This window comes from Streptomyces canus, from assembly GCF_030816965.1.
Lineage (GTDB): Bacteria > Actinomycetota > Actinomycetes > Streptomycetales > Streptomycetaceae > Streptomyces > Streptomyces canus_E.
Genome location: NZ_JAUSYQ010000002.1, coordinates 1959987 through 1974228 on the forward strand (window position 1 = coordinate 1959987; position 14242 = coordinate 1974228).

The following is a 14242-nucleotide window of genomic DNA, read 5'->3' on the forward strand; positions in this document are numbered from 1 at the left end:
CGCGGCCGGTCCGTAACGACACCGTGGAGGCATGGTCACCGCCGTCCGTCACCTCGGGCCGAACTGGTACGCCTCCGTCATGGGCACCGCGATCGTCGCCACCGCCGGCACCGGGCTCCCCGTGCACCTCCCCGGCCTGCGCACGATCTGCGCGGCCGTATGGCTCCTGTCCCTCGCCCTGCTGCTCGCCCTCCTCTGCGCCCGCGCCCTGCACTGGCGCCACCACGGCGACCAGGCCCGCGCCCACCTTCTCGACCCCGCCATGGCCCCCTTCTACGGCTGCCTCGCCATGGCCCTGCTGGCCGTCGGCGGCGGCGCCGTCACCGTCGGCCGGTACCGGATCGGGACGACAGCCGCGGTCGCCCTCGACGCCGTGCTGTTCACCGCCGGTACGGCCGTGGGACTCGCCGCCGCGATCACCGTGCCGTACCTCATGGCCGTACGGCAGAAAGCCGAGCTGCGGCACGCCACGCCCGTGTGGCTGCTCCCCCTCGTCGCGCCCATGGTGTCCGCCGCGCTCGGGCCGCTCCTCGTGCCGCATCTCCCGGCCGGTCAGCCGCGCGAGACCCTGCTCCTCGCCTGCTTCGCGATGTTCGGGCTCAGCCTCCTCGCGACCCTGGCCATGCTGCCGCTCGTCTTCGCCCGGGTCGTCGCCGGCGGGCCGCTCCCCCTCGCCCTCACCCCGACCCTCTTCCTGGTCCTCGGCCCGCTCGGCCAGTCCACCACGGCCGTCGGCACGTTCGCGGACGTGGCTCCCAGTGTCGTGGCGGCCCCCTACAGCCAGGGTTTCGGCGCCCTCGCGGTGCTGTACGGCGTTCCCGTCATGGGGTTCGCGCTGCTGTGGCTGGGGCTCGCCACCGCGCACGTCGTCCGTGCGCGCCGGCACGGGATGGGGTTCGCGATGACCTGGTGGGCCTTCACCTTCCCGGTCGGCACCTGTGTCACGGGGGCCGAGTCGCTGGCCCGGCACACGGGACTCGTCGTCTACGACTGGCTCGCCACAGGTCTCTTCGTCGCCCTCGTCGCCGCGTGGGCCGGCGCCGCCCTGCACACCGCGCGCGGAGTCGTCAGCGGCGCGCTGCTCGCAGGGCCTCGCCCAGCGCCCGTGGCGCCTCTGCCAGTGAGGGTCCGTACCACGTCAGGTGCCGTCCGCTGACGAGGGCGCAGGGCAGGCCGGGGAAGGCCTCCGGGCCGTCCTCGGAGGTGAAGCGGTACGGCTCGTCGGGGAGGACGACCAGGTCCGGTGCCGCCGCCCGCAGCTCCTCCAGCGGCACACGGGGATAGCGGTCCTCGTGGCCGGCGTACACGTGGTCCACGCCCAGGCGGGACAGCACATCGCCCGCGAACGTGTCCCGGCCCAGCACCATCCAGGGCCTCCGCCAGATCGGTACGACGGCCGTCCTGCGCCGCACAGGAGGCGTGAGCGCCGACCAGGACTCCTCGGCCTCGTCCAGCCAGCGCGGCCGTACGACGCCACACGCCTCGACCACCCGGGCCAGTTCCCGGAAGGCCTGCGGGACGTCCCGGACCTCGGTGACCAGGACCTCCAGGCCCGCCTCCCGCAGAGCGGCCAGATCGGGCTCCCGGTTCTCCTCCTCGTTCGCGATCACCAGGTCGGGGGCGAGGGCGGTGATCCGGTCGAGCTTCGGGTTCTTGGTGCCGCCGACGCGGGTGACGTCGAGGTCCGCCGGATGCGTGCACCAGTCGGTGGCGCCGACCAGGGCGCCCGGTGCCGAGCGGGCGATCGCCTCGGTGAGCGAGGGGACCAGGGAGACGACTCTCACCGCCGGGGCCGGTCCCGGACCGCCTCGATGTGTTCGGCCACGGCGACGACGACCACGCGGGTGTCCGCCACGGTCGCCCGCCAGCGGTGCCGCACCCCGCCGGTGAGGTACAGGGTGTCGCCGCGGCCCAGCCGGTAGGCGCGCCCCTCCGCCTCGACGTCCACCGCGCCGTCCGCGACGTACATCAACTGGTCGTTGCGGTACTGGAATTCACGCCCCGCGTCATGATCGCCGGTGAACTCCTGGGCGTGCATCTGGTGGTGACCGCGCACCAGGGAACGCATCCGGGGTTCGTAGTCCGCCTCCGGGCCCTCGGCGTGCACGACGTCGACGCTGCACGCCGGGTCGGCGGCGGCGAGGAGTTCGACGGCCGTGGTGCGCAGGGCGTCGGCGACCTTCTCCAGGGAGCCGCGGCTGGGGCGGGCGCGTTCGTTCTCGATCTGGCTCAGGAAGGGGACCGACAGGCCGCTGCGCTCGGCCACGACGGCGAGAGTGAGCTCCAGCGCGCGGCGCCTGCGGCGCACGGCCGCGCCGACCCGAAGGGGCTGTTCTTTGTGGTCGCCCATGGCTCCGGCTCCCTCCTCCGCTCGTCGGTCCTGTGACACGTCCCCTGATGAGTTGTCTGCACCCTACGCATGTTCGGCAAACCGTTTCATGCGGCCGTCACATCGATGTCACACGGCGTGCGACCGTACCTCACACTTCACGCCAGCCGAACGGCCCCCCGGTGGATCACCAGGGGGCCGGAAGCCGGGCCCTGACCCGTCGTCCGCTGCTCAAGTCCCCTTGTCGGCGGCGAAGTTCAGGCAATGGCGTAGCTCTATGTGGTTGGCCGGATCCTTACCGTGCTCCGGGAGCGGTTATGACGGTGTCATCCGCCCGACCATCCCCGGATGCTCCTTCAGCCAGGCGGCGACCGCCTGCTCCTCGTGACCCTGGCCGTACCTGTTGATCTCGCTCTCCAGGGTACCGAGCTCTTTCTCGCTCATGTGGAAGCCCTTGATCCACTTGGTGAGCTGCGGATACTGCGAGGGGAACTTCTCGTTGGCGATGGTGCGGATCGTGTTGCCCTCGCCGAAGAGCTTCTTGTCGTCCTTCAGCTTGGTGAGGCGGTACTGGCTGTAGGCCCAGTGCGGGGACCACAGGACGACGGCGACGGGCTGCTTCCTGGCGTAGGCGCGCTTGAGCTCGGCCAGCATCGCGGGCGTGGAGCCGTCGACGACGTCGTACTCCTTGTCGAGGCCGTAGCCGGGCAGGACCTTGTTCTTGAGGAGGTTCATCTCGCCGGTGCCGGGCTCGATGCCGATGATCTTCCCGTCGAACTGGGCGGCCTTGCCCTTCAGGTCCTCGTAGGACTTCACACCCTTGACGTACGAGGGCACAGCGACCTCCAGCGAGGTCGGCTCGTACCAGGTGCCGAGGTCGGCGAGTCGGTCCTTGCTCTTGTCCCAGTAGTTCTTCTGGGCGTACGGCAGCCAGGCGTCGAAGTTGAGGTCCAGGTCTCCGGAGGCCAGGCCCGTGTAGACCGGTCCCACGTCCATCTGCTTGAGGTTGAGCCGGTAGCCGCGGGCCTCCAGGACGTTCTTCCAGAGATACGTGACGGCGATGTCCTCGTCCCAGGGGAACCAGGCCACGTCGATCGGGCGCCCGGCCTCGGCGGGAGTTCCGGTGTTCTTGACGGGGGCCAGCTTGTCGACCAGGCCGGGGTGCTGCTTCAGCCAGGTGCGCACGGCGTCCTGCTGCTTGCCCTTGCCCGCCTTGTTGATCTCGGCCTCCAGGCTGGTGAGCTGCTTCTCGTCCAGCTTGAAGCCCTTCAGCCACTGTCCGACGACCGGATTCTCCTCGGCGAAGCCCTTGCGGGCCACCGTGTGGATGCCGTCGCCCGAGCCCCAGGCACCCTTGGGGTCCTTGAGCTTCTTCAGGTCGTAGTCGTTGTACGCCCAGTGCGGCGACCAGAGCGTGACGACGATCGGGTCCTTCTGCGCGTACGCCCGCTTCAGCTCGGCCAGCATGGCGGGCGTGGAGCTGTCGACGACCTTGTACTCCTTGTCGAGGCCGTACGCCTTCAGGACCTTGCTCTTCAGCAGGGCCGTCTCACCGGCGCTCGACTCGATGCCGGTGATGTTCCCGCCGAACCGAGAGGCCTTGCCCTTGAGGTCGGCCAGGGAGTTGATGTCCTTCATGTACGACGGCACGCTCAGCTCGAGGGAGGTCTTGTCGTACCAGGCGCCGAGGTCGTCGAGCTTGTCGCCGTACTTCTTCCAGTACTGCTCGTGGGTCGTCGGCAGCCAGGCGCCGGTCATGAAGTCGGCGTTGCCGGAGGCGAGGGAGGTGTAGAGCGGCCCGGCGTCGAACTGCTTGGCGTCCACCTGGTAGCCGCGTTCCTCCAGGATCTCCTTCCAGAGGAAGGTGGAGGCGACGCCGTCGTCCCAGGGGACGTAACCGATGCTGATCTTCTTGCCCTGGCCGACGTCCTTGCCGCCGGAGACGGCCGTGGCCTCGCCCGAGGTGCCGCCGAAGATCCCCATGCCGCCCGCGACGAGGGCGAGGACGACGACGCCGATCACGGCGATCTGCGGACGGGGGCGGTAGGACCAGATCCTGAGCCCCTGGGTGGTGCGGGCCTTGGCGGCGGCGCGGCGGCCCAGCGGGGAGACCTGGGTGCCCAGCGCGCTGGTCATGCGGTCGAGGTAGATCGCGAGGATCACGATGGCGACACCGGCCTCGGAGCCGAGGCCCACGTTGAGCTGGCCGATCGCCTCGTTGACGTCGCCGCCGAGGCCGCCGGTGCCGACCATGCCGGCGATCGCGGCCATCGACAGGCCGAGCATGATGACCTGGTTGACGCCCGCCATCACGGTGGGCAGCGCGAGCGGCAGCTGGACGCGCAGGAGGGTGTCGCGGGGGCTGGTGCCGAACGCCTCGGCGGCCTCGACGAGCTCCTTGTCGACCTGGCGGATGCCGAGCTCGGTCATGCGGACACCGGGGGCGAGCGCGAAGATCAGGGTGGCGACGATGCCCGCGGAGGCGCCGGTGCCGAAGAACAGGATCGCCGGGATGAGGTAGATCATCGCGGGCAGCGTCTGCATGAAGTCCAGGACGGGGCGGACGAGTCCGCTGACCCGGTTCGAGCGGGCCGCCCAGATACCCACGGGCACGGCTATGACCAGCGCGATGATCGTGGCGACGAGGACCAGTGAGAGGGTCGTCATCGCGTCCTCCCACAGTTCGAGGGAGTCGATGAAGGCGAATCCCGCGAAGGTGAGGACGCCGGCCAGGGTGCCGCGCAGCCAGAACGCGATCACGGCGAAGATGCCCGCGAGCAGCAGGGGCTGGGGCGCCTGGAGGACGGCGTCGATACCGTCGTAGGTGCCGGTGAAGACGGTCTTGAGGAAGTCGAAGAGCCAGGACACGTGGTCGAGCAGCCAGTCGACGGTGTCGTTGACCCAGTCGCCGAGCGGGATCCTAGGCATGGGCCACCTCCGCGTCGCCGAGGAAGCCGAGCAGCCGCTGCTGCGGGACCACGCCGACGAGTTTGCGGTGCTCGTCGAGGACGGCCACCGGATGCGTCGACCGGGCGCTCATCGCGCAGAGCTCCGTGAAGGGCGTGTCGGGCGTCGCGGTCTCACAGTCGCCCGCGCAGCCGCAGTCGGCCTCGTCGCCGCGCACGTCCGTGTCCATGACGGCGGACGCGGTCAGGACGCGGGAACGGTCGACGTCCTTGGTGAAGGAGGCGACGTAGTCGTCGGCGGGCCGCACGAGGATGTCCTCCGCGCTGCCGATCTGGACGATCCGGCCGTCGCGCATGACGGCGATCCGGTCGCCCAGGCGCATGGCCTCGTTGAGGTCGTGGGTGATGAAGACGATCGTCTTCTTCAGGGTCTGCTGGAGCTGCAGGAGCTGGTCCTGCATGTCCCGGCGGATCAGCGGGTCGAGCGCGCTGAAGGACTCGTCCATGAGGAGCAGGTCGGCGTCGGTGGCGAGGGCGCGGGCCAGGCCCACGCGCTGCTGCATGCCGCCGGACAGCTCGTCGGGCCAGGACTTCTCCCAGCCCTTGAGGCCGCACAGCTCCAGGGCCTCGGTGGCCCGCTCGACGCGCTCGGCCTTGGGGACGCCCTGGACGGCGAGACCGTAGGCGGCGTTCTCCAGGACGCTGCGGTGCGGGAAGAGCGCGAAGTGCTGGAAGACCATGCTGATCTTCTTCGCGCGTACGGCGCGCAGTTCGCGGTCGGTGAGCGCGGTGAGGTCCTGGCCGTCGAAGCGGACATGGCCCGCGGTCGGCTCCAGGAGGCCGTTGAGCATCCGCAGCAGCGTGGACTTGCCGGATCCTGACAGACCCATGACGACGAAGATCTGGCCCGGTTCCACGGTGAAGGAGGCGTCGATCACCGCGGCGGTGGTGCCCTCGGCGCGCAGTCCCTCCCGGTCGGCGCCCTCGCGGAGCCGCTCGACGGCCTCGCCCGGCCGTCTTCCGAACACCTTGTACAGCTGCTCTGCCTCAAGCCTTGATGACACGCGTGCCTCTCGTCTCTTCGACCACTGGGGGGAGACGAAGGGCCGCGACAGTTGAAGGTGCAACCTGCCTCGCTCCGAGGCGGCGCCTGCCCCGATGCCTTTCGGCCAAACGCACCGGTGGTCCAGTTCACAGGACGCTCACACCCGCCGGGCGAGGCAAAGGACGACGGTCGGTGTCGGTGCCGTACGGCATGATGCGAAGCGTGACCGGACGACTGATGCTCCTCGACACCGCCTCTCTCTACTTCCGTGCCTACTTCGGCGTGCCGGAGTCGGTGAAGGCACCGGACGGCACGCCGGTGAACGCCGTGCGCGGCCTCCTCGAATTCATCGACCGCCTGGTCAAGGACCACCGTCCCGATCTGCTGGTGGCCTGCATGGACGCGGACTGGCGTCCCCAGTGGCGGGTCGACCTCATCCCCTCCTACAAGGCGCACCGCGTCGCGCAGGAGCACGAGAGCGGCCCGGACGAGGAGGAGGTGCCGGACACGCTCTCCCCGCAGGTGCCGGTCATCGAGGCCGTCCTGGACGCGCTCGGCATCGCGCGCGTGGGCGTGGCCGGTTATGAGGCGGACGACGTGATCGGCACGTTCACCGCGCGGGCGACGGGCCCGGTCGACATCGTCACCGGCGACCGCGACCTGTACCAGCTGGTGGACGACGAGCGCGAGGTGCGTGTGCTGTATCCCCTCAAGGGCGTCGGCACGCTCCAGCTGACCGACGAGGCCTGGCTGCGCGAGAAGTATGGCGTCGACGGCCGTGGGTACGCGGATCTGGCAACGCTGCGTGGCGACCCGAGCGACGGCCTGCCGGGCGTCCCCGGTATCGGCGAGAAGACGGCTGCCAAGCTGCTGGCCGAGTTCGGCGACCTGGCCGGCATCATGGCCGCGGTCGACGACCCGAAGGCGAAGCTCACACCGTCGCAGCGCAGGCGGTTGGACGAGTCGCGGCCGTACGTCGCTGTGGCACCGAAGGTGGTGCTGGTGGCCGGTGACGTCCCGCTGCCGCAGGTGGAGACCGCGGTTCCGCGCACACCGCGCGATCCCGCGGCACTGGAGAGGCTGGCAGACCGGTGGGGGCTGGGTGGATCACTGCAGCGGCTGATGGCGACGCTCAGCGCATAAATATTGCCCGCGCTTTCCACGAGTGGCATGCCATCACCAGCAGGCTTGATGCTAACTTAGGTAAGCCTAAGCGTAGGGAACTGGGAGGCTGCCATGGCAGAAGGACCGGGACGCAAGCCGCGGAAACCTCACTCCGCACAGGTCGTCCGCACCGAACGCCTCACCCCGCACATGCAGCGCGTGGTGCTCGGCGGCGACGGACTCGCCGACTTCGCGGCGGAGACCTGCACCGACCACTACGTCAAGATCCTTTTTCCGGCCGAGGGCGCGACCTACCCCGAGCCCTTCGACATGCAGCGGATCCGCGAGGAGTTCCCGCGCGAGCAGTGGCCCGTGACCCGCACCTACACCGTGCGCCACTGGGACGCCGAACACCGCGAACTCACCCTGGACTTCGTGATCCACGGCGACGAGGGCCTCGCCGGCCCCTGGGCGGTGCGCGTCCAGCCCGGCGAGACCGTGCGCTTCATGGGCCCGGGCGGCGCCTACGCCCCCGACCCGGACGCCGACTGGCATCTCCTCGTCGGTGACGAGAGCGCGCTGCCCGCGATCGCCCGTTCCCTGGAGTCGCTGCCCGACGGCGCCCGGGCACACGCCTTCATCGAGGTTTCCGGGCCCGAGGAGGAGCAGAAGATCGACTCCGACGTGGAGGTCGTGTGGCTGCACCGCGGCTCCCGCCCGGTCGGGGAGTCGCTGGTCGAGGCCGTGCGCGCGCTGGAGTTCCCGGAGGGCCGGCTGTGCGCGTTCGTGCACGGCGAGGCGCACTTCGTGAAGCAGCTGCGCCATCTGCTGCGCGTCGAGCGCGGCGTCCCGCGCGAGGACCTGTCGATCTCCGGCTACTGGCGCCTGGGCCACAACGAGGACGGCTGGCAGGCCTCCAAGCGGGACTGGAACGCGCGCATCGAGGCGGAGCAGGAGGGGGCGGCGTCGGCCGCTTAGGCGCACGGCTGCTCTCCCGTACGACTGCTCAGGTGTTCGGCTGCTCTCCCGTGCGGCTGCTTCAGGCGTTCGGCTGCTCTCCCGTACGGCTGCTTCAGGGCAGGCCCGCTGAGGCATACGGCCGCTCGGGCTCGGCCGCGAAAGGGGCGGCACCTTCGAAGGTGCCGCCCCTTTCGCGCGTTCACACCGACCGCTGGTACGACCGGAACGTCCGGATCGACAGCCACACCGCCACGACCGCCAGCCCGAGCAGCGCTCCCCCGCGGCCCAGCACCACGTCCCAGTCGGGGTCCGCGGACAGGGCCGAACGGCCCGCCACCATCGCCCAGTTCAACGGGTTGAAGTCGGCGATGTGCCGCATCCAGGAGGGCATCTGCGAGGGCGCCATGAAGGCGCTGGACAGGAAGGTGAGCGGGAGCAGCAGGAAGGTGTTGATCCCGATGATCGACTCCCGTTCCCGCACCAGCATGCCGAGCGCGTTGGACAGCGCCCCGAAGACGGTGCCCAACAGGACCGACGCGAGGACCAGGACGGCGATCCCGGCGATTCCGCCCGGGTAGTCGGCGCCGCCCAACAGCCCGAGCAGCACGATGACCACCGACTGGAAGGCGGTGACCAGGCCGTTGTTGACGACGTTGCCGTTCATCAGCGCGGCCCGGCTGACCGGAGTGGTCAGGAAGCGGTTGAGGGTGCCGCGCTGGATCTCGTCCAGGGTGGTCATCCCCGCCCACATGTTGGAGCCGAGCGCGCTCATCACGACCACACCGGGGACCAGATAGTCCAGGTAGGACGTGGTGCCGAATCCGCCGAGCTCGACGACCTTCCTGAAGAGGCTGCCGAACAGGAACAGCCAGATCACCGGCTGGACCAGGGTGATGATCGCGTACGCGGGCTGCCGTACGAACACCATGAGTTGACGCTGCGTCATGTACCAGGTCTGGGAGACGGTCATGCTCATCGGGCGCCCACCAGGTCTTCGACCTCCGAGTAACGGCGGCCCGCGTAGCGCAGATAGACGTCGTCGAGTGAGGGACGGGCGACGGTCGCGGTGGCCACCTTGATCCCGGCCCGCTCCAGGGCGGCGAGCAGGGCGGGTACGGCGGCGGCCCCGTCGTCGGCGCGGACGCTGACGCGGTGCCCGTCGGCCAGCACCTCGTGCACGCCCGGCACCCCGTGCAGGGCGCCGGTCAGCAGTGTGCGGCCCGCGTCGCCGAGCCGCTCGCGCAGCTCCAAGTGCACCGCGTCACCGCGCAGTTCGCCCTTCAGCGCGTCCGGAGTGCCCTCGACGACGATCCGGCCCCGGTCGACGACGGCGACGCGCTCGGCGAGCCGGTCCGCCTCTTCGAGGTAGTGCGTGGTGAGCAGGATCGTCAGCCCCTCCTCACCGGCGAGCCGGCCGATCTCGTCCCACATCGCGCTGCGGGCCTCGGGGTCGAGTCCGGTGGTCGGCTCGTCGAGGAAGAGCACCTCGGGGCGGTGCACCAGGCCGAGGGCGACGTCGAGTCGGCGTCGCATACCACCGGAGTAGCCCTTGACCGGGCGCCGGGCGGCGTCGGTGAGCGTGAAGCGGTCGAGGAGCTCCTCCACCCGGCGTTCGAGCGCGGTGCCCCTCAAGCCGTAGAGCCTGCCCTGGAGTCGGAGGTTCTCGTGGCCGGTGGCGACCGGGTCGGCGCCGGAGCCCTGGGCGACCACGCCGATGGCCCGGCGGACCCGTTCAGGGTGGCGCAGCACGTCGTGGCCCGCGACGGTGGCCGAGCCGGAGTCGGGGCGGGCCAGGGTGGTGAGGATCTTGACGGTGGTGGACTTGCCGGCGCCGTTCGGGCCGAGCAGGCCGAAGACGCTGCCCCGCTCGACGACCACGTCGATGCCGTCGAGGGCGGTGACCTCACCGCCGTAGGTCTTGATCAGTTGACGCGCCTCGATCGCGGGCGCACGGGTGTTCATGGCAGGTGTCCTCCTGCGTGAGCGGATCCGGTGAAGGGATGACAACTGATCCGCGTGAGGAGTACCGGGCTATCCTGGGCATGCCGCACCTCGATCGCCTGGATGTGCCTCAGGGCGGATTCAGTTCGGGGTTCGAGGCCCCGGCGGGCTGCTGCAACAGCCGTGCCGGGGCCTGCTTTCGTCAGGTCATGGTGCGTGGAACGCCTTCCACTCGTCGATGCCGGGCAGCGTGCCCCTTCTGAGTTCGTCGAGGAAGCCGCGGACCCACGCCGCCTCCGCCTCGACCATGTGGAGCTGGTACTCGTTCTCCACGAGGAAGAGCCGGGGCAGCGTCTCGTAGAGCTTCTCCAGAGCGCCTCGGCCGCTCGCGATCTGCACCTCCAGGGCGTCGAGCCGTTGCTCCAGCAGCGGCACCACCTCGTCGGGGTGCAGCACGCCCAGCAGCGAGAGCGCGGTCTCGAAGATCGGGTACTCCTTGGCCGGGAGGGCGACCAGGTCCGACATCCACTCGGTCATCTCCTGGCGCCCGGCCGCGGTGATGCCGTAGACGGTCCGTTCGGGCCTGTTGCCCAGCCGCTCCACGTCCGTGACCTCGACGAACCCGTGTTTCTCAAGGCTCTGGACGACGGTGTAGAGCGAGCCGTAGTTGATCTTCGTGCTGGCATCCTTGCCCTGGCGGCGCAGGGTCTGGGCGATCTCGTAGGGATGCATCGGCTTCTGCCACAGCGTCGCCAGCACGGCGAGCGCCAGGGGGTTGCGGAGTTTGCGACGCCCCATGACTCCACCTCCCATCCGCACCTCGTGCCCGAATATTCGTGACCGAACATATCGTGACTCATGAGGACGGTCAATAGACACGATGTATCGCGTTTGAGTGTCCGACACAAGGGCGTGAGCACTTGGGTGCCACTTCGACACGCCTGCGTCACGCACCCGAAACAGCGCCTCCTTAATTTCTGTCACCCGACAGGAATTCAGCTCCCGCACCGCTGTTCCGCTCTCCGCCCTCATGCCGCCGAAGGCAGGTGCCGCCGTGACGACAGCCAGCCCCTCCGACGTCCGTCCCGATCCCCCGCACTCCCCCGCCCCCGACGACCGCTCCCTCACCGAGTTCGGCTACCACCAGGAACTGCACCGGAGCCTGGGCCGGTATGCGTCCTTCGCGGCCGGGTTCTCCTTCATCTCGGTCCTGACGACCGTCTTCCAGTTCTTCGCCTTCGGGTACGCGTTCGGCGGCCCCGTCTTCTTCTGGGCCTGGCCGGTGGTACTGATCGGGCAGCTGCTGGTGGCGGCCTGCTTCGCGGAACTGGCGGCGCGCTACCCGCTGTCCGGCGCGATCTACCAGTGGTCGTCCCGGCTCTCCACCCCGGCCTTCGGCTGGTTCGCCGGGTGGATCATGGTGATCGGGCAGATCGTCGTGGTCGCGGCGGCGGCACTCGCCCTGCAGATGGTGCTCCCGGCGATCTGGTCCGGCTTCCAGCTGGTCGGCACCGACCCGGCGCCGACGTCAGCGGACGGGGCGGCCAACGCAGCACTCCTCGGCGTGATCCTGCTGGTCCTGACGACCGTCGTGAACGTCCTCGACAACCGTGTGATGTCCCTGATCAACCGAGTGGGCGTGACCGCCGAGATCATCGGCGCGGTCCTGATCATCGTGCTCCTGCTGACCCACTCCGAGCGCACGCCGAGCATCACCTTCCACACCACGGGCGCCGCGCAGAGCGGCCTGTTCGGGGCCCTGTTGGTGGGCTCGTTCGCGGCGGCGTACGTGATGATCGGCTTCGACAGCGCGGGCGAGATGAGCGAGGAGACACATGCCCCGCGCCGCACCGCGCCCCGCACGATCCTCACGGCGCTCGGCGCGGCCGGCGTCCTCGGCGGCCTGCTCGTCCTGGGCGGCCTGCTCGCCGCCCCCAGCCTCACCGACGGGCACCTGTCGGTCGACGGCCTCAGCTACGTCCTCACCAGCAGCCTGGGCGACGGCGTCGGCAAGGCTCTGCTGGCCGACGTGGTGGTCGCGATCGCTGTGGCCACCCTCGCCATCCAGACAGCGGCCTGCCGCATGCTCTTCTCCATGGCCCGCGACGGCCAACTGCCGTTCGCGGGCCGCCTCGCGCGGGTGAACCCCCGCACAGGCATGCCCACCGCCCCCGCTCTGGTCGTCGGCGTCCTGGCCGCCGCGCTTCTCCTCCTCAACTTCGCTTCCCCGGAGGCGTTCCTGGCGATCGGCACGACCTGCATCGTGATGCTCTACCTGGCGTACGCGATGGTCACGGGCCCGCTGCTGATCCGGCGCGTGCGAGGGCAGTTCACCTCGGAAGGCACGGACGAGACGGGCGCCCGCCTGTTCTCCCTGGGCCGCTGGGGCGTACCGGTCAACGCCCTGGCCCTCCTCTACGGCCTCCTGATGACCGTCAACCTGGCCTGGCCCCGAGCAGAGGTGTACGACCCGGCGGGCGGGCACTGGTACTTCCAGTGGTTCACGGTGCTGTTCCTGGCCGCGACGCTGGCAGTGGGCGTGGCGTGGCGGGCAGTTCGCGGGCGTACGCCGAGGGGATAGGGCCGCAGCCTCTCAGCGGCCCCGTGGCACCCCCTTGGCAGCCCCTCAGTCGCCCCGGACACGCGCGTGCAGATGCATGTCATGCCAACCGTCCGGATGCAGGACCGCGCTTCGCTTGGTCCCTTCAAGAACGAAGCCCGTCTTGGTCGCGACACGACACGAGGCCTCATTACGGACGGCGTGCATGAGCTCAAGACGGTGGAACCCGATGTCGTCGAGGGCCCAGCGAGACAGGACGACCGTGGCACGCGCCGCGACACCCCGCCCACGCGCCCCCGCGGTCGTCCAGTACGCCATCTCGGCCTGCCCGTCGTTGAGATTGATCTCTCGCAGCGCCACCCGGCCGAGCAGCAGATCGGTGTCCGCGTCCACCACGGCCCACTGAGCGGTCTTCTCCTGGGCCCAAGCCTCCCGCCACTCCTCGATCCAGCCGCCGACCTCCTCCACGGAGTCGGCGGCACGGGCGTGCCACTGATGCATCACCGGGTCCTGGAACGCGGCGTGGACCGCGGGCGCGTCCTCGGCCCGCCAGGGGCGCAGGAGCAGGCCGTCGTCGGTGGGGAGGGTGGGTTGGGCGGTGCCGGTGAGGGTGCCTGGTGCGAGGACCGAGCGGGTGAGGTAGGGCATGAGCCGCATCCTGCCAACCCCAGGGAATCCGTCCCAACGAGTTTTTACCCTTGACTGTGAGGGGATGCGGCCCCGCCGTCCCACCCTCGCGCGGAGCCGTTGTCCCGTCCTGGGCGCTCGAGTCGGAGGGCCCCTCCCCGGACGAACTTGCTTCCCAACGGCCGCAAACAAGGGTGGTACCCGCGGCGCATCGGCAGGCTGGAATGCGCGGCCGTGCATCCGGCGGCCGGGGGATCCGCTCCGTGCGCCGGGGCTGCGCCCCCTTTCTCACGGCCGGAAATCGTCGCATGGTGCGAAGTGGTGGGCTGTCAGGTGAATTGCCGGCATGAGCGGCGTCGCACCCGGGCCCGTGAGGATGGTGGCCGGATGCCTGCGAGGGTCGGCGGTGCGGCTCGGGTGCGTGCTCCGCGCGACGCACCGACGCGGTCGACACGGCCGTACACTCGTGCGAATCCAACCGGGGCGAGCCCCTGCCTCCCGCCGACCGCGCTGTCCGGAATGTCGCCGAGAACAGCGAACCGGCTTCCACCCGACACGCCCCCCGCAGCGGCCCGCCACGGTGCCTCACACCAGCGTCAACTCGCCCCGCACCGTTGACGAAACCCCGGGCGGCACTGGAAGGTAGGGATGATCCACGACCTCGCCTGCGACAACGCTGTCGTGGCGGTGGTGGGGGCCACAGACTGTCTGCGCCGTCGCGCGGCCGCCTCGAAGGTCACGTCAGCGAACTGCCCGGCATGCGATTGACG

Annotated in this window: 12 protein-coding genes; 4 read left to right on the plus strand and 8 right to left on the minus strand. The window is 70.0% G+C overall.

Translation table 11 applies throughout. From position 1 onward, the window contains the following. Positions 1–31 precede the first annotated feature (31 nt). A complete protein-coding gene (locus tag QF027_RS10065; protein WP_307074030.1) occupies positions 32–1156 on the plus strand; it encodes a TDT family transporter in 1125 nt (374 codons plus the stop codon). Here the strand turns inward: QF027_RS10065 and QF027_RS10070 are convergent. The 4 genes from QF027_RS10070 to QF027_RS10085 form a co-directional block, all read right to left on the minus strand. After that, positions 1068–1784: a helical backbone metal receptor gene (locus QF027_RS10070; protein ID WP_307074032.1), complete on the minus strand. Its 717-nt coding sequence runs from the start codon at positions 1782–1784 to the stop codon at positions 1068–1070. The two genes, QF027_RS10065 and QF027_RS10070, sit on opposite strands and share 89 nt — an antisense overlap. Beyond that, the gene (locus tag QF027_RS10075) at positions 1781–2350 is read right to left on the minus strand and encodes a helix-turn-helix domain-containing protein (RefSeq protein ID WP_306984011.1); all 570 of its coding nucleotides are present in this window, start codon (positions 2348–2350) and stop codon (positions 1781–1783) included. The genes QF027_RS10070 and QF027_RS10075 overlap by 4 nt, the downstream gene beginning before the upstream one ends. A gap of 294 nt (positions 2351–2644) precedes the next feature. Then, positions 2645–5257 (minus strand): ABC transporter permease/substrate binding protein, encoded by a 2613-nt coding sequence (locus tag QF027_RS10080; protein WP_306984009.1) that lies wholly within the window; start codon positions 5255–5257, stop codon positions 2645–2647. Further along, the gene (locus tag QF027_RS10085; RefSeq protein WP_306984007.1) at positions 5250–6299 is read right to left on the minus strand and encodes a quaternary amine ABC transporter ATP-binding protein; all 1050 of its coding nucleotides are present in this window, start codon (positions 6297–6299) and stop codon (positions 5250–5252) included. Before QF027_RS10085 ends, QF027_RS10080 begins: the two co-directional genes overlap by 8 nt. A 194-nt stretch (positions 6300–6493) precedes the next feature. Here QF027_RS10085 and QF027_RS10090 point away from each other — a divergent pair, with 194 nt between their 5' ends. Together QF027_RS10090 and QF027_RS10095 are read left to right on the plus strand one after the other, a co-directional pair. Then, positions 6494–7423 (plus strand): 5'-3' exonuclease, encoded by a 930-nt coding sequence (locus tag QF027_RS10090; protein WP_307082338.1) that lies wholly within the window; start codon positions 6494–6496, stop codon positions 7421–7423. Between the two features lie 93 nt (positions 7424–7516). Next, on the plus strand, positions 7517–8362 hold the full coding sequence (locus QF027_RS10095; RefSeq protein WP_306984005.1) for a siderophore-interacting protein: 846 nt from the start codon (positions 7517–7519) through the stop codon (positions 8360–8362). A gap of 181 nt (positions 8363–8543) precedes the next feature. Here the strand turns inward: QF027_RS10095 and QF027_RS10100 are convergent, their stop codons facing one another. The 3 genes from QF027_RS10100 to QF027_RS10110 all read right to left on the minus strand — a co-directional run bounded on the left by QF027_RS10100 (position 8544) and on the right by QF027_RS10110 (position 11083). Then, the gene (locus QF027_RS10100; protein ID WP_307074034.1) at positions 8544–9320 is read right to left on the minus strand and encodes an ABC transporter permease; all 777 of its coding nucleotides are present in this window, start codon (positions 9318–9320) and stop codon (positions 8544–8546) included. Further along, complete coding sequence (locus QF027_RS10105) at positions 9317–10306, minus strand: ATP-binding cassette domain-containing protein (RefSeq protein WP_306984000.1); 990 nt, start codon at positions 10304–10306, stop codon at positions 9317–9319. Before QF027_RS10105 ends, QF027_RS10100 begins: the two co-directional genes overlap by 4 nt. 186 nt (positions 10307–10492) lie before the next feature. Further along, the gene (locus QF027_RS10110) at positions 10493–11083 is read right to left on the minus strand and encodes a PadR family transcriptional regulator (protein WP_306983999.1); all 591 of its coding nucleotides are present in this window, start codon (positions 11081–11083) and stop codon (positions 10493–10495) included. Positions 11084–11339: 256 nt separating this feature from the next. Between QF027_RS10110 and QF027_RS10115 the strand changes: the two genes are divergently transcribed. Next, the gene (locus tag QF027_RS10115) at positions 11340–12866 is read left to right on the plus strand and encodes an amino acid permease (RefSeq protein ID WP_306983997.1); all 1527 of its coding nucleotides are present in this window, start codon (positions 11340–11342) and stop codon (positions 12864–12866) included. A gap of 45 nt (positions 12867–12911) precedes the next feature. Here QF027_RS10115 and QF027_RS10120 read toward each other — a convergent pair whose 3' ends face one another. Beyond that, positions 12912–13493, minus strand: coding sequence for a GNAT family N-acetyltransferase (locus QF027_RS10120; RefSeq protein ID WP_307074036.1), 582 nt, complete (start codon positions 13491–13493; stop codon positions 12912–12914). Positions 13494–14242: the final 749 nt, after the last annotated feature.